The following is a 20,947-nucleotide window of genomic DNA, read 5'->3' as shown; positions in this document are numbered from 1 at the left end:
ACAGGAAGCGCGAAGACGCATCCGACTTTCATTGCACCGTTATGCAGGGCTGGTCTTGTGTCACCCGGCTTAAGCACGTCAGGCCCAGGTGGTCGGAGAGAAAGAGAGCGGCTTGGATCAATCCTAGAATAAACAAAACAATACCCATAATAAAAGGAAGACCAAGAAATAAACTTTCTACTACTACTTCGTTTCCAAAATCATTTGTTCCAAAAATGGTAAACCAAAACTTTGAACCTTGCCAGGTAGTGATACTTGGTGCATAAGAAGCAGCAGCAATTAAAATCGCTAATGAAATCATGGTGCCAGTTAACATGATTATCCCACCAATTATTTTCCTTTTCATTAGTAGGATCGCCACCTCTATCCGTTCAAATTCTATAATAATTCAGTCCATTATCTTACAGATATGTTATACCACATCTTAGATCTATTCTGCCATTTAGTTGAGTGAACAAAAATAAGAGCTGCCTCGAAGCAAGCCCCTTCACTATACTTCTGCGTTAGGTTTGATAGCAGGCTTTACAGCGTTAACGCTGACGTTTGCCCTCTCCAGCGCGTGTTTTAATCACGTATTTTCCGAATCGTACGACATAATGGCTGTCGCAATGTAGACTGATTATTCATTTCCACTTAATATAGAGTTATTCATTAACGGATACTTAATAGGTGTAGGGAGTGGGCGGTGCATGGATGAGCGGGAGTTTTAAGCTGAGAAGTATGCAGGATGCTACATTTTTACGGAGATTATCCATTAAACATCGCTTGTTAATTGCCTTTCTGATTACCTCTCTCTTGCCTGTCGTCTCTGTTGCTCTATACTCGAACATTAGATATGAGACGTCCATTTCGGAGAAATTAAGTACATCTACCTTGCAGGTCCTAGACGGAACAGCCAATAACGCATCAAGAGAGCTTGAGCAATACGAGACGCTCAGCGAATCGATTATTATAAATAGTCTCATACAGAACGGGCTTCAAAATGTGAAAAGCATGACTGATTTCGAGCAAAATGGCTTGCAGACCAACATCAAAGACGCTTTGGGTGAGCAAGTGTTCCGGCTAAGCAATATTTCCAACGTCGTCATTCTTACAAAGGAGGAGAAAAGTTTCTTTGATTTGGGATTTGAATGGTATCCAGATAACCAAATCGATGACGCTCTCCAGGGCATAGCGGGTACGGCGGGCAATATCAAGTGGACCTATATGCATTCCAATCGAGGCTCGAACAAAATTGCTTTGAGCCGCATTATCTATTCGCAAGATAATTTGAATGAAAGATTAGGGTACCTTATTATCGTAATTGACGAGAAAGTTTTCTCACGCAATACCTTCGAGCATGTGGATCTCGGAGCAGGAGGAAGGGTCTATATTACGGATAATAGGGGAATCGTAGTCTCTTCTGTATCCGCTTCCATTCCCCATGGACAACTCTACAACCAACAGGAAGTGTTCGGTACACTTATCTCCAACCCCGCTACCCAAACCTTTTATGCAACTATCGATGGCAAAAGAGTGCTTGTCGGCAGTGCCTATATCCGGTCAGCAGACTGGTATATGATCGGGCTAATTCCACATTCGTATATTATTTCGGAGCTATCTGTCATTAGAGAAAATATTATTTATATTTGTTTGTTCATTCTTCTACTGGCCGGATCGCTAGCCCTGTGGATTTATCGCAGTATTAATAGGCCGATGCGCGATTTGCTGCAGTACGCGAAGCAAATTAAGCTTGGCAGATTAGAGACTAGGCTGGGAGCGACCCACCCGGATGAAATGGGGAAGCTTGCTGGGACGATCGACCAAATGGTAGACCGGCTCAAATCGTTGATTTATCAGGTGGAGGAAGAGCAGCAGGCGAAGAGAGATGCAGAGCTTAAGATGCTTCAAGCCCAAATTAACCCTCATTTTCTTTTCAACACGTTAAACTCCTTGAAATGGAGTGCGATGATGAGCGGGAACGAAATCGTAGAAGAGGGGATCGCTTCGTTGTCTGAATTGCTTCGCAATACGATTCTGGACACGGAAGAAATGATTACCTTGGATAAGGAAATTGGAAATGTACTGCATTATGCAGTTATTCAACGGATCAGATACGGCGACTCCTTTAAATTAGTATGCAGCATGAAGGATGATCAGCTCTATCGCTGCCTCGTCCCACGGTTCATTCTACAGCCGATTGTGGAGAACTCCATTCTGCATGCGGGAAGCGGGGAAGGGCGCAGAGTCCATATTAGCGTAGAGGGCTCGATTAGCGATGGCATGCTTTTGTTTAAAATTTCGGATAATGGAAAAGGCTTTGATATGGCAAAGGTGCAGCAAAGAAAGTATTCCCATGACAAGCTGTCTGGTATTGGGATGAGCAATGTGGATGAGAGAATACGCTTGCATGTCGGAAAGCAGTACGGAATCGAAACATGGAGCGAGCCGGATCTTGGGACGGAGACCTTAATCAGATTGCCAATGAAGATGAAAGAAGGAGAAGGACATGTATAAAGTCATTATTGTAGATGATGAGATGATCGTTCGCCATGCTGTTAAGACTATTATCAAATGGGAGGATAGTCGGTTTGAGTATGCAGGTTCTGCCGCAAGCGGCGTGTCGGCAATCGAATTGGTCAGAAGAACGAATGCGGATATCGTGATCACCGACATCAAAATGGCGGAAATGGACGGTCTCAAGCTCATAAAAAACTTAATGGCGGGCGGCTTTAAAGGTGAGGTTCTTGTGCTGAGCAATTACAATGATTTCGATTTAGTGCGAGAAGCACTCAAGTTCGGCGCCCATGATTATATGCTCAAGCTTACGCTGAAGACGGAAACCTTTATGCAGACCCTTGAAGAGATTGCTGTGAAGCTGGATGGGAAAAAAGGAGATGTGAAAGCCCGACTGGTAATTAATGAACAAGTCAATGGAGAGATCGAGCGGCTCTATGATCTGTTGGAACAGATTGAGCAAGGTGTTACAGAACATGTAAATCTTAGTCTATTCAATCAAGAGGAGCAGAGAACAGCCGCTATTGTTGACGGATCATGCTGTTATACCTTCTCCTTCTATATGCAAGAGGGTGACCTTCCCACTAATCAGACAATCGATTTCCATGAAACATTGGAAAAGCTTGCTGAAGGGTTATTTCCTAAAAAGTTATTTTTGTTTGTATTCCATACGCATTCGAACCGTTACAGCTTAATTGCGGCCACGCCATTTGTTCCGAATATCGTCGATCCCGAAGAAATTGCGCAGCGTATGCTCAAGCTGTCCGAAATGTATTATGGACTGACTATTAATGTGATTTATGGACAAGTAGCCACGTCATTCGAGAGCCTCACCCAGCAAATGAATCGAAATAAAAAGGCGGAGGAGCTCCGCTTTTATGCTGCGTACAAGGAAGGCTATCATTCGAATCAGGAGGTTGCGGTGGATACAGACGAAGGGTTTCGAGCGGCGGAAACGAAGCTGAAGGAGAGCTTGCGCGGCTTCGGCGGAGGTGCCATCGAGCTTTGGGTGGAAAGTGCTTTTGTATTAATTGAAATTGCGGCTAAGCATGGCATTCATTCGAAATCACTTAAACGAATATTAGCAGGAGGCATATGGGGGCTCTCGAATGTAATCGCTTTGCAGAATGATACGACATGGAATGAAAAGTGTTGGATCGAAAAGATTGAAGAAGCGGACTCGGATTCCAGCTTAAAGCTCCTCATTAAGGAGATGTCAGATGAGATTCTAGGTTCAATCGGGAAGGGCTCTCATACCGCTGCGCTGCGTGAAGAAATACGTCGAGCGATGGCCTATTTGGAAAAACATTATGCGGATAGAGTGTCCATATCAGATGTAGCCGCTTATGTGGCCCTCTCAGAGCCTTATCTTTGTCAACTATTCAAAGCCGAGACGGGAAGCAGTATTCTGACCCGGTTGAATGAAATTCGGATGAACAAGGCTTACGAGATGCTGCTATCAGGGAAATATCTGGTTAAGCAGGTTGCGATCGAGGTTGGCATACCTGACCCCTTCTATTTCAACCGTCTCTTCAGAAAACGCTTTGGCCATGCTCCGAAAAACATAATAAGAGTCGCGCCAAGATGAAAATGCAAATCATAAGATCGTACAGGTAAAGGATGAGATTAATAAAAATCACATAGGCCCGCCGATTTTATGAGTGAATAGACATAAAATTATCCATCATCATCCGCTCTTTTGTTCATTTGGTAATACCCCCGGTGAACTTATAATAAAGCTCATCACAAACGAAAGGGGTCACTAAATCAATGAAAAAAAAGAATTGGTTTACGGTTGCATCGGCGGCGATCATGCTGTCAACGGTTTTGGCTGGATGCGGATCGAGCAACAATGCGAATAATGAGCCTTCACCGTCAGCATCAACAGCACCAACGGAGGCGGCTACAGCTGCTCCTACGGAGAGTGCTGCACCAGAGGGCACAACGTTTGAAAATCCAGAGCTTGATGTTGCGGTGTTCCAAGGCGGCTATGGCAGGGAATTCTGGGATAGCGTTGCAGAGGAATTCATGAAGGATAACCCTGGAACTAAGATTAGTATTACCGCCAGTCCAAAAATTGCGGAGCTGATTCGCCCGAAAATCGTTGCCGGCAATCCGCCTGATTTCATGTACATCGCGGGCAGTGACAATACACCGCTTGTGAGCGGTCTGATTAAAGATAAAGCATTGCTTGATTTGACGAGTGTGTTCGAGGAAGCTACACCAGAAGGTGCGCCGCTAAAGGAAAAAATCCTCGATGGCGTTTTAAACTCGCGTGCCTCCTCCCCTTATGATGATGGAAAAGTGTATTTGGCACCATACAACTTCGGGGTGATGGGACTGTGGTACAACAAAGCATTATTCGACACCAAAGGGATTACGCCACCCAAAACATGGGATGAATTTTTTGCTGCGAATGTAGCGGCAAAAGAGAACGGTCGCGCACTCTTTACTTACCAAGGTATTTATCCGGGTTATTTGGAGGAAATGATTGTGCCTGCCATCTATGCGGCGGGAGGACAAGAAGCAATGAATCAATTTTTCGATTTCGATCCTGAGTTTTGGAAGAGCGAAACGTATAAGCAGGTATGGGGCCTTGTGGAGAAGCTTGCCACAGAGGACAATGCTCTGATGAAAGGAACAGTTGCGCTTAACCATACGCAATCGCAGACGGCTTTCCTTCAAGGCAAATCGATGTTCATTCCAAACGGCAGCTGGTTCGAGGATGAGATGAAGGATGCGCCTCGCGAGGATGGGTTTAAATTCGGATATTTGGGAGTGCCAGCCTTCGGAGCAGATACGCCTGTATCGGCCTTGACGAGTGTGGAGACTGTGATGATTCCTGCAAAAGCTAAAAACCCAGAGCTTGCGAAAGCGTTCCTGAAGTATTTGTACACGGATAAGGCTATTAAGCTGAATGGTGAGAAGGCCAAAGCGGTCATGGCGGTAAAAGGCGCGCCCGATCTGGTGAAGGAATACATTACAGAGACGACCTATAACGTATATAAAGCGACGGATGACGGCATGATTGCTGTGAATGGCTCATTTATGCCTGTGGCGAAGGGCAGCAAATTTAACCCAAGCGATGAAGTATATAAGCCCATCTCCTCCATTATGAGCAAACAAATGACATTGGATCAATACAGTGAGAAGCTGTATAAAGTATATTCGGAAATTAGAAAGGAATTGGACGCCGCTGGCGCGCAGTAATGGTTATTTTGATTGACAGCTAGGCCAGTATTGGAAGCAGGCACGTTGTTGAGAACAGGATGAGATGAGGTGAATGACCTCTCACTCATTCTGTTTTTTTGTTGTAAGCATGCATGATCACTGACAAGTGAAAGCACTTTTCCTGTACGAGGCACCTGAAAATCCTCTATATAGATCGTGCGATTTGTTCATATGGCGATTGGTTAAGTGAACCTATAATTAGGAGCAACCAGCCATGAGCGGAGAGGGGGTGAGCGGCATTTAACAGCATGGAGAATGGAGAATGTTGACTTTGGCTGGAGAGGTGATGCGCTCTTAGGGTGATGGTTAGAAACAAGAATGCTAGCGATTTTCCAACTTAACGATGAACTCAAATAAGTTTGGGAGGAGCAATAACATGAAAAAGCATTTTTTGAGTATATTAGCTTTGCTAGTCATATGTTCCACAATTCTCGTAGTTGGGCCTGCTCCGGCGAGCGCGGCAAATACGACGTATTATATCGATTCTGCTGCTGGAAACGATGCGAACAACGGGACAACAACAAGTACCGCTTGGAAAACCTTAACGAAGGTGAATGCAACGACGTTCCAGCCTGGAGACCAAATTTTGTTCAAATCGGGTGGTGTGTGGAACGGCCAATTATGGCCCAAGGGCTCGGGAGATGCGAACGCTCCTATCCGAATCGATAAATACGGCGGAACGGCTCGTCCCATAATTAATGGGGGAGGCACGCAGCGTGATTATCAAGCGACAGGCGCAGTTATGCTGCGCAACCAACAGTATTGGGAGATTAGCAATCTCGAAGTAACGAATGACGACAACTTTAATGTGGATTTGGTCACGACTACGTATGCGAGCAGCAAGCCTACAAACATACGAGACGGTATTCTCATTGTACTGGACACGAACCAAGTGGCGGTCGGCGGAGACACAATTATGGATCATATTTATATTCATGATAACTATGTACATGATGTCGACAGCCCGAATGAATGGCCCAACCTATATGGGAATGCATCGTTTAATGGCGGTATTATGTTCTATGTCATTGGAGCATTGAAGGCTAACATGACCTTTAACGACGTAAGAATTGAGAACAATACGATTGAGAAGGTCGATCTGCTCGCGATTGCCAACTTCAATTACACGACAACAACAGCATTCCAAGACGAAATCGGGCCTAATAATTTGTGGCAGACGAATATTTATATCGGTCACAATTACATGCGCAATATTGGTCAAGGTGCAATCGACGTATGCGATGCGAAAGATGCGATTGTAGAGTACAACGTCGTAGATGGCTGGTCGAAACGCTACAACGCCGAAAGCGCGGGCATCTATCCTTGGAAGTCTCAAAATGTAACGTTCCAAAACAACGAGGTTTATGGCGGTCCTACGACAACGGGTGCTAATAACGGTGATGGAACGGCCTTTGATTTCGATTCCCCTAACAGCAATATCGTCTATCAATTCAACTACACCCACAACAATCCGATGGGATGGATGTCCTACCTCGGCCGAAGCAGCAACAATATCGCAAGATACAATATCAGTGACGATAATGCCGCTTATCTGATTAAGTTCGGCTGGTTCGATGTCGATACTTCGCCAACCTATTTCCTTAACAATGTGTTTATTTATAACGGCGGTGTAACGAAATTCACGAACTCCAACGCCAATCTTGCATCTACTTATTTCAAAAGCGTGCCGTATTATTTCTACAACAACGTGTTTTATGACAAAAATACGCCTTCCTCAAGCTTCTGGCCAAGCAGCTCAGGCAGCTATGGAACGGCCGTATTTAGAAACAATGCCTTCTATGTGACGACCGGCAGTCATGCAGCAGGAGAGCCGAATGATCCAGCAAAAGTCATTGCTCCGCCTCAAATGGTTAACCCGGGACAAACGCCGACTTTAGGCGCTAACGGCTTCAAAAGCGGTGCGACCGTATGGGACGGTTACAAGCTGCAGGCAACTTCCCCGTTAATAAATGCAGGTTACAATGTCCCGCAATTGGGGACGAAGGATTTCTATGGCAATACGTTATTTAACGGTGCTGCTCCAGATATCGGCGCATTCGAATCTACCGTTGTAGGCGGAGGCGGCGGTGGCCCGACATCGGTAACCGTAGGCGGAACGGTCACAGCTAGCTCGACCAGCAGCCCGAGTGGAGAAGAGAAGGAGAAAGCATTCGATGCCAACACGTCAACGAAATGGCTAATTACAACGGGTACCGGATGGATTCAGTATAAATTCGCAACTGGCGTTACGCATACGGTAACCTCATATGCGATAACATCTGCCAACGATGTGCCGGCCAGAGATCCGAAAAACTGGACCCTTCAAGGGTCGAACAACGGCACAACCTGGACGACGCTGGATACGCGAACAAATGAAGCATTTGCAAGTCGTTTCTTAACCAAAACGTATACCTTCACGAACACGACGGCTTACGCGTATTACCGATTGAACGTGACTGCCAATAGCGGCGGTGCCGCACAGCTGCAGTTCGCTGAGCTTGGCTTGTTTACGTAATACGTAAGGAAAATGCCGCCGACTGGGCTCAGTCGGCGGCATTTGTACAAATATACGAAAGAGTATTATTTCGCCAACTTTCTCTATATTTCTCGGAATGAAACGCGCCGCGCCGCCAAAGGATGGCGACAGCCGTTTCACCGTCAAAGTTCCTTCAGCGTCTAAAGGTCGCCGCAGGCGTTTTTGCTTGGTGCTTCATTGATAGAACCTGTACGATTTTATGATTGCACGCGCAGATGCACTACGAATATCGTTATATTCTCCATAATCATCTTCGCTTTTGTTTATTTGGCACTGCCCTCTGTGAATATATAATTAGCTCATCACAGACATCCGTGCTGCAAGCCGGGAGATCTAGTGCAGCATGTGCGGCAGGGGGAAGGAATAATGACCATGACCATGAAATCAAAAAGAACGTTTTTTATTATCGCCTGTTTACTACCAGGACTTTTGCTGTTCTGTTTATTCAAAGTGTATCCGACATTTCAAATTTTCCAGAAATCGTTATACCTTTGGACCGGATTAAGTGATAAGCCTCAATTCATCGGATTTAAAAATTTTGTTGATCTGTTCCATGATGAGACGTTTCTTCTATCCATGCGCAATACAGGTTTTCTGATGCTGGTTGTGCCTATTGTTACGATTATTATCGCCCTAATTAATGCCTCCGTTCTTACGCAATCGAAGCTAAAGGAACGTGGCTTCTACAGGACGGTTTTCTTTTTCCCGAGTATTTTGTCATTCGTTGTCATTGCTATTCTATGGTCCTTTATTTATCATCCCACAATGGGATTTGTGAATGCCGGGTTAGAAATGTTTGGACTTGGTGACTGGGCAAAGCCATGGCTGGGAGACCAGCGAACTGTCCTCTGGGCATTAGCTGTTACACTGATATGGCAGGCTGCCGGTTACTACATGGTTATGTATATGGCGGGGATCGACAGCATTTCGCCAGAGCTTTATGAAGCCGCTGATCTGGACGGAGCAAGCCGCATACAGCAATTTTTCCGTATTACTATTCCGCTGCTCTGGGAAATCATTCGCGTCACGATTATATTCAGCATCAACGGTGTTCTCAGCATCAGCTTTATCATTGTCTCGATTATGACGGGGGGCGGTCCTGATCGGCATTCGGAAGTGGTGATGACCTACTTATATTCTCAGGCGTTCACCAACTCTAATTTCGGCTATGCCATGGCAATCGGTGTCGTTGTGTTCATTATTTCGATGCTGCTCGCATTTATAAGCAATAAGCTTACAGAAAAGGGGGCGCATTAAGATGTCCACTCGCGCATCCCTCGCGGGAAAAGGCATTCTTCGCCTTTTCCTCCTCTTACAAGCTGTTTTTGTTGTATATCCACTTGTGTGGAACGTACTCGCTTCCTTTAAGACAAATGCAGAGGTAATGGAAAGCCCGTGGAAACTGCCGACAAGTATCAATTGGGACAATTATATTCAGGCGTTCTCGACAGCAAAAATTGGAGACTACATGGTGAATTCCGTCATCATCGTTCTGCTATCGATGGCCGTTCTTCTGTTTGCGGCCGTTCCTTCGGCTTATGTACTGGGGCGTATGAAGTTTCGCGGCCGCGGATTTATCTCTCAATTTTATATGGCTGGACTATTTATCGGGGGCGTCTATATTATCGTACCGCTGTTCATCTTTATGAACGATATGCATATGCTCGATAATCGCTTTTGGTTAAGCGCGGTTTATGCAACAGGCAGTTTGCCGTTTTCAGTATACTTGCTGACCGGATTTATGAAGTCCATTCCGCTTGATTATGAGGAAGCCGCTATGATTGATGGCTGCGGCTATTTCGGGATACTGCTGCGTATTATCGTTCCAATGGCACGACCGGGTATTATTACACTCATCGTATTTAGCTTCTTTGATTTTTGGAATGAATACGTACTAGCGATGACCTTCATCACAACCGACAGTAAGAAGACCATTCCGGTTGGTTTGTCTAATCTGATGCAAATCCAGCAATTTGCTACGGATTGGGGCTCGCTGTTTGCCGGGTTAGTCATTGTGCTGGCACCAACCATTCTTGTGTATGCTTTGCTGCAGAAAAAACTAACAGAGGGCATGTCGCTTGGCGGGGTAAAAGGTTAATTACGTATGAAGTAACATCAAGAAAGAGGTGACTTTAGATTGGCTGCTTTCGAAGTGCAAGGGGATCAATTCATGATTGATGGTATGCCGCTGCGTCTGCTCTCGGGGGCGATCCATTATTTCAGGGTAGTGCCTGAATATTGGAGAGATAGGCTGCTGAAGCTCAAAGCCTGCGGGTTGAATACAGTAGAGACTTACGTGCCTTGGAATATACATGAACCACGCAAGGGAGAATTTCAATTCTCAGACCAGAATGATCTAGAAAGCTTTGTTAGGCTCGCGGGAGAGATGGAGCTGCATGTCATTGTCAGACCTAGCCTCTATATTTGCGCGGAATGGGAGTTTGGAGGTTTACCAGCGTGGCTGCTTGCGGATGATAATTTGCGGCTGCGCTGCTATGACGAGAGCTATCTGAAACATGTGGATCATTATTTCGACGAGCTGCTCCCACGTTTAAAGCCGCTGCTATGTACGAATGGAGGCCCCATTATTGCGCTCCAGGTCGAGAACGAATATGGAAGCTATGGGAATGACAAGCGCTACCTTTCTTATGTTCGCGACGCAATGGTGAGTAGGGGAATGGATGTGCTGCTCTTTACCTCAGATGGTCCGGAAGATCATATGCTGCAAGGCGGCATGATTGAAGGCGTGCTTGCGACCGTTAATTTCGGCTCGAAGCCTGCGGAGGCCTTTCATAAGCTTCGTGAATACCAATCGGAAGGACCGCTGATGTGTATGGAGTTTTGGAATGGCTGGTTCGATCATTGGATGGAAAACCATCAAACGAGACCGTCTTTGGAGGTTGCAGAGACACTCGATGAGCTGCTAAGTGTCGGTGCCTCGGTCAATTTTTATATGTTCCATGGTGGAACGAATTTTGGCTTCTATAACGGAGCCAATCATATCAATCAATATGAGCCAACGATAACTAGCTACGATTACGATACGCTTCTTAATGAATCGGGTGATCCGACACCTAAGTTTTATGCGGTTCGCGAAGTGCTGGAGAAACATTTCGAGCTGCCGGAGCTGCAATTGCCGGAGCCAACAGCGAAACGGGCATTCGGGAAAGTAGCATTGAAGCAGCAAGCAAGCTTGTTCGATCAGCTGAATGCCCTATCGAAGCCAGTCCTGCGGACTTGCCCGGAATCGATGGAGAAGCTAGGCCAATCGTTGGGCTATATTCTTTATTCTACTGTCGTCAAAGGTCCGAGAGATTTAGCGCAGCTGACGCTTCAAGACGTAAGAGACCGTGCTTTGGTTTTTGTTGATGGTGAATATAGAGGTGTCATTGAACGTTGGGCACCTCGTACCTTGCCCATCATCGTACCGGAAAAAGGTATCCGCTTGGATATTCTGGTCGAAAATATGGGTCGTATCAATTATGGGCCACATCTCCGCGATCCAAAAGGGATTACAGAGGGAGTAAGGCTAGATAATCAGTTTTTATACGGTTGGACGATCTATCCATTGCCCTTGGACGATTTAACCGGATTAGTATTCTCCTCGGAACACAGGGAAGACATCCATGTGAAGCCTCAGCCCGCCTTCTATAAAGGGATGTTCGAGGTAGATCAGCCTGCGGACACCTTCCTCACCCTTGATGGATGGATCAAAGGTAACGTATATTTGAATGGCGTACATTTGGGCAGGTATTGGGAAGTTGGCCCAACGAAAACCTTATATATTCCTGCTCCATTGCTGCGAGCTGGAGTAAATGAGTTAATCGTATTTGAGCTTCACGGCACTACGGAAGCAGTTGTGGCATTAACTGATCAGGCGGATTTAGGCTGATTAATCATTAAGGAGGTTAGAGAATGAGCGTTTCTATTATTGATGCGGCGGGGGTCGCTCCATCACCTCGACAGCTGGCTTGGCAAGAAATCGAGTTTTATGGATTTATCCATTTTACTATGAATACGTTTACGGACAGGGAGTGGGGGACAGGAGAAGAGTCGCCTCTGCTCTTTGATCCAACAGAACTTGATGCGGCTCAATGGGTGGACGTATGCAAGAGAGCAGGAATGAAAGCCATTATTCTAACGTGCAAGCATCATGACGGGTTTTGTCTGTGGCCAAGTCAATTTACGGAGCATTCCGTTAAGAATAGTCCTTGGAAAAATGGCAAAGGAAACTTAGTGAGGGAAGTATCCGATGCCTGCCGTGAAGCGGGCTTGAAATTTGGTATTTATGTGTCACCGTGGGATCGTCATGAATTGTCCTATGGTGACTCCGAGCGGTATAATCGTTACTTTCTTAATCAACTGGAGGAGCTGTTAACAGGGTACGGGGAGCTGTTCTGCGTATGGTTCGATGGAGCCTGTGGCGAGGGTCCGAACGGCAAGCGGCAAGTGTATGATTGGGATGCATACTACAGTTTAATTCGAGATCATCAACCTCAAGCGGTCATTTCTGTATGCGGCCCTGATGTACGGTGGTGCGGCAATGAAGCTGGGCATACAAGGCAAGTAGAATGGAGCGTCGTACCCGCAAGCCTGCAAGATAACGAGAAAATACAAGCTGACTCGCAGCAATTAGAAGGCGACGAGTTCTCGAAGCGAATCGGTTCTGATGAAGAAGATTTGGGGAGCCGGCATGTATTAGTTGAAGCAGAACGCGTCGTTTGGTATCCAGCCGAAGTGAATACGTCTATTCGTCCAGGCTGGTTCTATCATGACAAGGAAGATGACTTGGTGAAGTCGGTTGATGAGCTTACGGATCTTTATGAACGGACGGTCGGGGGCAATTCGACGTTTCTGCTTAATCTTCCGCCGGACAGGCGCGGACGTATTCATGAGAATGATGCCCAAAGAATGCAGGATCTGGGACAACGGCTAGAGAGTATGTATCGAACGAATGCAGCGGCAGGCGCTTCTGTTCTCGCTTCCGAGAGCAGCAGCGAAGAGCACTCGGGTTCCAGAATAGTAGATGGTCTGAAGCACACGTATTGGCATCCTATTCCCGGCACTGAGCAAGCCTCGATTGAGTTAGAGCTTGCTGGCAAACAGATCGTTGACCGCATAGTGCTTAAAGAATATTTGCCTGAAGGTCAGCGTATTGAAAGGTTTCAATTGGAATGGTTTGATGGTGATAGGTGGCATGTCTTCTACGAAGGAAATGTTATTGGGTACAAGAAGATTTGTCGTTTCGAGCCGATTGAAACCGAACGTCTCCGCATTCACATTACGGAATCCAGATGGTATCCGACATTAAGCGAATGCAGCGTCTATTGGACGCAGATGGAGGAGAAGCATGAGTCGAGCCCTGGTTGACCCATCTCAAAATAATGGTTGGAAATACCAGCGTGTGCTTATCGCTGTAATAGTTGCTATTCTGGCGGTTACTGTCTTCGCGGCAGTAGCCTTTTTACCATCTCGTTCTACAGACTCAGAGGCGGTTATTATCGAAGTTGGAGGTTTGCCGGTCACCCATGACGAATTTCAGCTGTATATGGCTAAGGAAAAGGGATCAGTTACCAATTATTTCAATGTGACATACGGAGCCGAGGATAGTAAAAACTATTGGACGGAGACGTTCGGCGAAGAGCGTCCAATTGATAAGCTTAGAAAACAAGCGATGGACGAGGCTGTGAAAGGGAAAACCTTACAGTTGCTCGCTATGGAGAAGGGGCTTATTGAAGACAGCTCTTTTCAAAGCTTTGTTCGGAATTGGGGAAAGAACAATGCAGACAGAGCGAATAGCTTGGATAAGGGAGAAGCGATTTTTGGCTTAGGGGAGTATGATCTCAGCCAGTATTATTTCTATTCCTTGAGCAATATCAAGCTGGATCTGCAAGAAAAGCTAGGCGAGAATGAATTGAAGGTTTCAGAAGAAGAGGTTACCGACAGCTACCGTACGCATGAAGCCGAGTTTACGAATCAAACCCAAATAACCTTTAATGAATTTTCCATCCCCTATAACGACGGAGATCGGGAAGACATCATCGAAACCATAAATGTAGCACTAAGGCGCCTCGATTCGGGAGCCTTATTCGGGGAGATAGCCAAGGCATATAGCAAAGATGGCGTGCGCAAGAGTTCCGTCATTCTGAATGATCAGCAATCGCCGCTAAAAGCAGACTTCATGCTGCAGCAAGCTGCTACGCAATTAAAGGTTGGTGAGCATTCTTCCATTATTGATACGGGCACCAGCTTTTCGGTTATTCAGCTAATTGACAAAAAAGAAGGCTACGCAGTACCGCTTGCAAGCGTAGCAGCTCAACTGCAAAGCGAGGTGCTTGCCGCCAAATTCAATCGTTATCTGGAGGAAAAGGCTAATGCCGTTGTCGTCAAAGTAAAGCAATCCGCATACGACCGTTTGAAGGCAACAGGAGAATAGAAAACGAAAAAAGCAGGAGCCGATGGTATATCTCGGTTCCTGCTTTTTTTAGTATGTCTATTCAAATATCCGCATCTAAGAGGGCTTTATAACATAAGAAAGCGTTTTATATCAACCAATGAAAGTGCTATTTTACCTAATCATCGTATCATTACAATGATTTGTATGCTTGATAGAATAATGAAAACGGATACAAAGAAGCAAGACATCATGCGCATGAAGCCGGAGAGGGTGTTACGGATGAACGAAACAGGCGTCAGACGCTTGGGCAGCAGGCTCTTTTTCATGGGACCTGCGCTGTTAATTTTTTTGGCGGTCATCATTGTGCCAATCAGTATGAGTATTTATTATAGCTTCTTCCAATGGAATGGAGTTTCGGCAAAGGTTTTCAATGGATTCGGAAATTTCAATCAGCTGTTTCAAGATCCGATTCTATGGACCTCTTTGAAAAATTCCGTGTATTTGACACTCGGAGCGCTATTCATCCAACTGCCGGTCGGTTTATTCCTTGCCATTGTGCTTGGCTACAAGCTAAGAGGTTCAAATTTTTTGAAAACGATTTATTTCACGCCGGTTATGCTGTCGACCGCTGTGCTCGGCATATTGTGGGGGCAAATATATGATCCGAATTTCGGGCTGCTGAACAATTTATTGATACAGCTTGGACTCGATCAGTGGGCGCATGCTTGGCTCGGGGATGAAGCGACAGCGCTCGGTTCAGTAATCGCAGTTGTGGCATGGCAGTTTATCGGCTTTTATATTATCGTCTACTTCGGTGCACTTCAGGGTATTTCAGACGAGGTGCTGGAGGCGGCGCGCGTAGAGGGTGCGGGAGAGTGGAAAATTATATTCAGTATCCAAATTCCGTTGATTTGGCCAACCATTACATTTACGGTGCTGAACTGTGTCATTAATTCATTGAAATATTTCGACCTGATTTATATTATGACAGGCGGCGGTCCGAATAATAGCAGTGAAGTGCTAGCAAGCTATATGATGAAAAATGCATTCCGTATGATGGATTTCGGCTACGGAAGCACCATCTCTACCTTCTTGCTATTATTTGGACTTTGTCTTGCATTAATCATTTCAAAGGTTCTAGGCCGTACTGGCGCCAGATTCGAATAGAAGAAAGGAGAGAAGAAAATGAGCGCGACACAAACGATGCAGCCGGCAGGGACACGAGGCAAAGGAATTTCCCGATTGCTGCTGTATGTACTGCTGCTGGTTCATCTTGTATTTACGGGATATCCGTTCGTATGGATGGTCATTTCGTCCTTCAAGAGCAATAAGGAGTACTTCGCGAACCCTTGGGGGCTGCCTAAGTCATGGCATTTCGATAATTATGTACAGGCTTGGAATCAAGGCATCAACGGCTATTTGTTCAACAGCTTGTACATTACCTTTTTCTCAGTCGTTGGGCTGTTGGTCGTTGCGACGCTGATCGGCTTTTACTTGTCGATTCGGCCGTTCAAAGGCTCGAAGATTGTGCTGGGAGCTTTTTTTCTTGGTATGCTGATTCCGATTCACAGCACGTTGATTCCACTGTTTACGATGGCGAACAAGCTCGGTGTATATGATACGTTCTGGGCATTGTTTTTCCCTTATGTTGCTTTTAACCTTCCGGTTGCTGTCTTTATTGCCCACGGCTTTTTCCAAGGCGTGCCGAAGGAGCTGGAGGAGGCGGCGATGATTGATGGCTGCTCGATTTATCAAACGTTTTTCAAAGTTTACTTTCCAATTGCGAAGCCTGTGCTTGCGACGATTACGATTCTGTCCTTCTTCAATATCATGAATGATTTCGTATTCCCGCTAGTTATGGTTTCCAAAGAATCGCTAAAAACGTTGCCGCTTGGCCTTATGATGTTCAAAGGAAACTTTAGCGCGGATTATTCACTCATAAGTGCGGCTTTGGTCATCACGACTGCCCCTATCATTATTTTGTATATGTTTCTACAAAAATATATCCAAAAGGGGGTGGTGGCTGGATCGGTTAAAGGTTAATTGACGGCTATGGACTAAAGGGGATTACAGGCTTAAAGGAAAAAGAGAAGACAGAATAAGCCGCATATGCCAATGATACAGGGAACCTGATTGATTGTTGATGTGCGGTATTTGACACTATACAAGGAGGAAATACAGATGAAAAAAGGTCTTATCTTTCTATTAGCAATGATGATTATAGTTGTGGCAGGCTGCTCCAGTGCGGGGAATAATGCGGAAGGCGGCAAGACGGGGGAGGCTTCTGGGGAAGTAACCAAGTTGACGATGTGGAGCATGGAAACGAGAAACAAGGATATTATTGAAAAGTCGATCAAGCAATTCAATGACGAGCATCCGAATATTCAGCTATCCGCTGAGTTTTTTGAGGACGAGGCTTTGAAAACAAAAATGAAAGTAGCGATTACAGGCAATCAAGTGCCGGATATTATCACTTATTGGAGCGGTGAAACGTTCGAAACGCTCGTATCCAACGACATGCTGGGTGATATTACAGAGCCATTGAACAAGGATGAGGCTTTCAAAAACGATGTGCTTAACGGTGGTTTGGAAACGTTCTCTTATGACGGCAAAAACTACGGTATTCCGGTTCTGTTCAGCGGAGTATCCCTATGGTACAACAAGCAGATTTTTGAGGAGAACGGCCTGACGCCTCCGACAACCTATGCGGAGCTGCTTACTGTTGTCGATCAGTTCAACACCAAAAACATCGTTCCGATTACAGTTGCGGGTAAAGATCGTTGGCCGGTTCTGCACTGGTTCTCCTATTTGGCACAGCGTATTGGCGGCATGGAGCCGTTCGATCGCGCCAAAGAAGGCGAAGCCGATTTCACACAGGACACCTTTGTGAAGGCGGGTGAAATGCTGCGTGAGCTTGCTGTGGATCATAAGGGCTTCATTAATGGCTTCCTCGGTCTGGACTATGCGGCGGCGGAATCATTGTTCACGAGTGGAAAAGCGGCTATGTATCTTCAAGGAGAATGGGCAATGAATTCGTTCCTAGGCGATGACTTTGCCGATAAAGTAGGCTTCGTTCCGTTCCCGGTAGTAGACGGCGGCAATGGCGGCATTAACATCTATCAAGGCGGCTTCGGGGCAGGTATGGCTATTTCTTCGAAGACGAACCAAGAGGCTGCTTATGAAGCGATTCGATTCCTTACCGATTCGGTACAACGGAAGGAAATTAACGAGGGCGCAAACATTAGCCCGATGAAAACGCCTGGACTTGACCAATCGAAGATGAATCCGCTCTCCTATGCGTACGGAAGTTCGATCAGCAGCAGCCTGGAAGGCTTCTTCAGCTACTATGACCAAGCGCTGGACGCGAAACGCGCAGAGCAGTTCTTGAACTCAGTCGGTGCGATTGTAGGACAAAAGGCGAGTAACGTTAAAGACGAGCTGGCGAAAATCAAATAGACTGGCAGAACTTAAGTAGAAAAAACGATTGAATAAGTTACATTTGAAAATTGAGGTGTCAGCGAAGCGAGAAGATCGTTCTGAGGAACATAGTGTTCGCCTTTGCGGATATAAGAATGATCTCTCGCGCAGCGACATAGGAGGTGTTTACGATTAACGTAATTAACAATCCGATATTGCGGGGATTCAACCCCGACCCTTCGATTATACGTGTCGGAGACGATTATTATATTGCAACCTCAACCTTTGAATGGTTTCCTGGCGTTCAGATTCATCATTCACGTGATCTGAGAAATTGGCGGGTGCTGACGCACCCGCTTGCTCGGGCCAGCCAGCTTGATATGATCGGAAATCCCGACTCGGGCGGAGTATGGGCACCTTGTCTGAGCTATGACAAAGGGACATTTTATCTCATATTTACCGATGTGAAGAGCCATATGGGTCCTTTTAAGGACACCCACAATTATATGGTAACGGCTAACGATATAATGGGGCCTTGGTCTGAGCCAATCTATTTGAACAGCAGCGGCTTCGATCCATCGCTGTTCCATGACGAGGACGGTACCAAATGGCTTACTAATCTGACATGGGATCACCGGAAGGGGAAGAACCCGTTCGGTGGCATCGTCATACAGCAATATTCTGAGGAGCTGAAGGCGCTGACGGGGCCGATTCATACGATATTCGGAGGCACACCGCTTGGCCTCACTGAAGGGCCTCATATTTACCGTCATGACGGCTATTATTATTTGATCACGGCTGAGGGCGGAACGCGCTTTGGTCATGCGGCGACTGTCGCACGTTCGCGGACGCTGCTAGGCACATACGAAGCCGACCCAGCGGGTCCAATCCTTACATCGACGGATAGACCGGAGCTGGAGCTGCAGAAGGCGGGTCATGCCAGTCTGGTAGAGACGCAGGATGGTCAGCTGTATATCGTTCATTTGTGTGCGCGCCCGCTTAGCCCTTCGGGAAGCTGTACGCTGGGAAGAGAAACCGCTATCCAGTGCGTTGAATGGACACAAGATGGTTGGCTGCGGCTGATCGAGGCGGGCCACTCGCCACATGTTCAAGTACAAGCTCCTGCGCTGGCGGAGTATCGTTTCGAAGCGGAGCCGGAAATCGAGCATTTCGACGGGGAAACGATCAGCATTCATTTGCACACGCTGCGCGAGCCGCGGGGAGAGCAATGGGCCACGCTGACGGAGCGTCCCGGCCATATGAGACTTAAAGGAAGAGAGTCGCTCTATTCCACACATCGCCAGAGCCTGATCGCAAGGCGTCAGCAATCGTTCACAGTGGACGCGGAGACTGTCGTTGAGTTCGAACCGAATACGTATCAGCAGCTTGCTGGTCTTGTTTACTATTATAATACAAAGAACTATTATTACTTATGGATAAGCCGAGACGAGGAGCTGGGCAAATGCCTTGGCATTATGTCGAGTGATCGTAGTGTATATGACGAGCCGCTTGAGCATCCTGTATCGATTGAAGGGGCAGAGCGCTGTTATTTGAAGGCGGAGATCCGCCATGAAGCACTTCAATTCTACTATTCGTTAGATGGTTCCGCTTGGCAGTTGATTGGCCCTGTTCTCGATGCAACCAAAATATCGGATGAGAACGCTGAGCTGGTGAAGGATGGCATTGCACTTGATCAAGGCTTTACCGGGGCGTTTATCGGCATTTGTGTGCAGGATTTAAGCGGACAGGGCAAGTATGCGGACTTTGATTACTTTAAGTATTCCGAAAGGTGAGCTGATGATGAGCATGAACGTAATGGATGCTGCTGTTATGAATAAACCACTTGATATAGAGATTAAAAAAGTTCCCGTACCGACACCAAAAGAGGATGAGGCGCTCGTCAAAGTGTACTGTATTGGTGTATGCGGCTCGGATGTTCATTACTATGAGCATGGAAGAATTGGTCGCTATGTAGTGGAGAGGCCAATTATTCTCGGTCATGAGCTGTCCGGCGAGGTTGTTGCTGTCGGCAAGGGTGTATCGAATGTGTCAGTTGGCGACCGAGTGGCTGTAGAACCGGGTGTAGCATGCGGTCGCTGTGAATATTGTAAATCAGGTCGCTACAACCTATGCCCGGATGTTGTGTTCATGGCAACGCCGCCAGTTGACGGAGCGTGGGCCGAGTATGTAGCTGTCCGCAGCGACTTCCTGTTCAAACTGCCGGATGAGATCAGCTTCGAGCAAGGCGCGCTTCTGGAGCCGCTCTCAGTAGGTCTGCACGCTATGAATCGTGCGAAGGTTACTCCGGCAGATCGTCTGCTGGTAACGGGGCTTGGCCCGATCGGACTGCTCGCGATCCAGGCGGCGAAGGTGTTCGGCGTTAGTGAAATTTATGCGACCGACGTTGTGCCGTTCCGGCAGGAATTGGCGAAGGAAATGGGCGTAACGGCAGTTATTGATCCGATGAAAGAGGATGTGCAGGCGCGAATTTCCGAGTTAACTGGCGGGAAAGGCGTTACCGTAATCGTCGAGACTTCCGGTAACGGACGAGCTATTGCAGATACGATCCGTACAGTGAAGCGCGGTGGACGCATTGTGCTTGTCGGCATGCCAGCAGCCTCTGAAATTCCAGTTGATGTAAATGCGATTATCGATGCTGAGGTCGATGTGCTCGGATTGTTCCGATATGCGAACACATACCCAGGTGCTATTCAGGCACTCAGTCAGTCCACTGTCGACATCGAGAAAGTCATTACGCACAAATATTCTCTTCAGGATACGAAGGAAGCGGTCGAGATGGCCCGTACACAGAAAGACACCAGTATAAAAATTATGATTTATCCAAATAAATAAACCGTATGCGGACAAAA

15 protein-coding genes are annotated in these 20,947 nt (G+C 46.6%); 14 read left to right on the top strand and 1 reads right to left on the bottom strand.

Annotated elements, in window-relative coordinates; translation table 11 throughout:
• Nucleotides 1-28: 28 nt before the first annotated feature.
• Nucleotides 29-346 carry a hypothetical protein gene (locus FGT79_RS27065; protein ID WP_138755962.1) on the bottom strand — a complete coding sequence of 106 codons (318 nt, stop codon included), beginning with the start codon at nucleotides 344-346 and terminating at the stop codon, nucleotides 29-31.
• A gap of 347 nt (nucleotides 347-693) precedes the next feature.
• On the opposite strand from FGT79_RS27065, the gene FGT79_RS27060 reads away from it, so the two are divergent.
• From FGT79_RS27060 to FGT79_RS26990, 14 genes are all read left to right on the top strand, one after another.
• On the top strand, nucleotides 694-2,496 hold the full coding sequence (locus FGT79_RS27060) for a sensor histidine kinase (RefSeq protein ID WP_246096653.1): 1,803 nt from the start codon (nucleotides 694-696) through the stop codon (nucleotides 2,494-2,496).
• The gene (locus tag FGT79_RS27055; protein ID WP_138755961.1) at nucleotides 2,489-4,084 is read left to right on the top strand and encodes a response regulator transcription factor; all 1,596 of its coding nucleotides are present in this window, start codon (nucleotides 2,489-2,491) and stop codon (nucleotides 4,082-4,084) included. Before FGT79_RS27060 ends, FGT79_RS27055 begins: the two co-directional genes overlap by 8 nt.
• 182 nt (nucleotides 4,085-4,266) lie before the next feature.
• On the top strand, nucleotides 4,267-5,706 hold the full coding sequence (locus tag FGT79_RS27050; RefSeq protein ID WP_138755960.1) for a carbohydrate ABC transporter substrate-binding protein: 1,440 nt from the start codon (nucleotides 4,267-4,269) through the stop codon (nucleotides 5,704-5,706).
• A 397-nt stretch (nucleotides 5,707-6,103) separates the two neighbouring features.
• On the top strand, nucleotides 6,104-8,242 hold the full coding sequence (locus FGT79_RS27045) for a discoidin domain-containing protein (protein ID WP_138755959.1): 2,139 nt from the start codon (nucleotides 6,104-6,106) through the stop codon (nucleotides 8,240-8,242).
• Nucleotides 8,243-8,629: 387 nt separating this feature from the next.
• Entirely contained in the window at nucleotides 8,630-9,520 is an 891-nt protein-coding gene (locus tag FGT79_RS27040; RefSeq protein ID WP_246096652.1) for a carbohydrate ABC transporter permease, read from the top strand.
• Nucleotide 9,521: 1 nt separating this feature from the next.
• The gene (locus FGT79_RS27035) at nucleotides 9,522-10,361 is read left to right on the top strand and encodes a carbohydrate ABC transporter permease (protein ID WP_138755958.1); all 840 of its coding nucleotides are present in this window, start codon (nucleotides 9,522-9,524) and stop codon (nucleotides 10,359-10,361) included.
• A gap of 39 nt (nucleotides 10,362-10,400) precedes the next feature.
• Nucleotides 10,401-12,155 carry a glycoside hydrolase family 35 protein gene (locus FGT79_RS27030; protein ID WP_138755957.1) on the top strand — a complete coding sequence of 585 codons (1,755 nt, stop codon included), beginning with the start codon at nucleotides 10,401-10,403 and terminating at the stop codon, nucleotides 12,153-12,155.
• Nucleotides 12,156-12,178: 23 nt separating this feature from the next.
• Nucleotides 12,179-13,633: an alpha-L-fucosidase gene (locus FGT79_RS27025; protein ID WP_138755956.1), complete on the top strand. Its 1,455-nt coding sequence runs from the start codon at nucleotides 12,179-12,181 to the stop codon at nucleotides 13,631-13,633.
• Nucleotides 13,614-14,699: a peptidylprolyl isomerase gene (locus FGT79_RS27020; RefSeq protein ID WP_138755955.1), complete on the top strand. Its 1,086-nt coding sequence runs from the start codon at nucleotides 13,614-13,616 to the stop codon at nucleotides 14,697-14,699. Before FGT79_RS27025 ends, FGT79_RS27020 begins: the two co-directional genes overlap by 20 nt.
• A 240-nt stretch (nucleotides 14,700-14,939) precedes the next feature.
• Nucleotides 14,940-15,827, top strand: coding sequence for a carbohydrate ABC transporter permease (locus FGT79_RS27015; RefSeq protein WP_138755954.1), 888 nt, complete (start codon nucleotides 14,940-14,942; stop codon nucleotides 15,825-15,827).
• Between the two features lie 18 nt (nucleotides 15,828-15,845).
• Nucleotides 15,846-16,703: a carbohydrate ABC transporter permease gene (locus FGT79_RS27005; RefSeq protein ID WP_138755953.1), complete on the top strand. Its 858-nt coding sequence runs from the start codon at nucleotides 15,846-15,848 to the stop codon at nucleotides 16,701-16,703.
• Between the two features lie 138 nt (nucleotides 16,704-16,841).
• Nucleotides 16,842-18,116, top strand: coding sequence for an ABC transporter substrate-binding protein (locus FGT79_RS27000; protein WP_138755952.1), 1,275 nt, complete (start codon nucleotides 16,842-16,844; stop codon nucleotides 18,114-18,116).
• Between the two features lie 152 nt (nucleotides 18,117-18,268).
• Entirely contained in the window at nucleotides 18,269-19,870 is a 1,602-nt protein-coding gene (locus FGT79_RS26995) for a glycoside hydrolase family 43 protein (RefSeq protein ID WP_138755991.1), read from the top strand.
• Between the two features lie 4 nt (nucleotides 19,871-19,874).
• Entirely contained in the window at nucleotides 19,875-20,930 is a 1,056-nt protein-coding gene (locus FGT79_RS26990) for an NAD(P)-dependent alcohol dehydrogenase (RefSeq protein WP_425465048.1), read from the top strand.
• Nucleotides 20,931-20,947: the final 17 nt, after the last annotated feature.

Source organism: Paenibacillus sinopodophylli (assembly GCF_005930355.1).
Taxonomy (GTDB): Bacteria; Bacillota; Bacilli; order Paenibacillales; family Paenibacillaceae; genus Pristimantibacillus; species Pristimantibacillus sinopodophylli.
The sequence above is the reverse complement of the archived record's forward strand: the minus strand, read 5'-3'. Positions and strand labels throughout refer to the sequence as shown.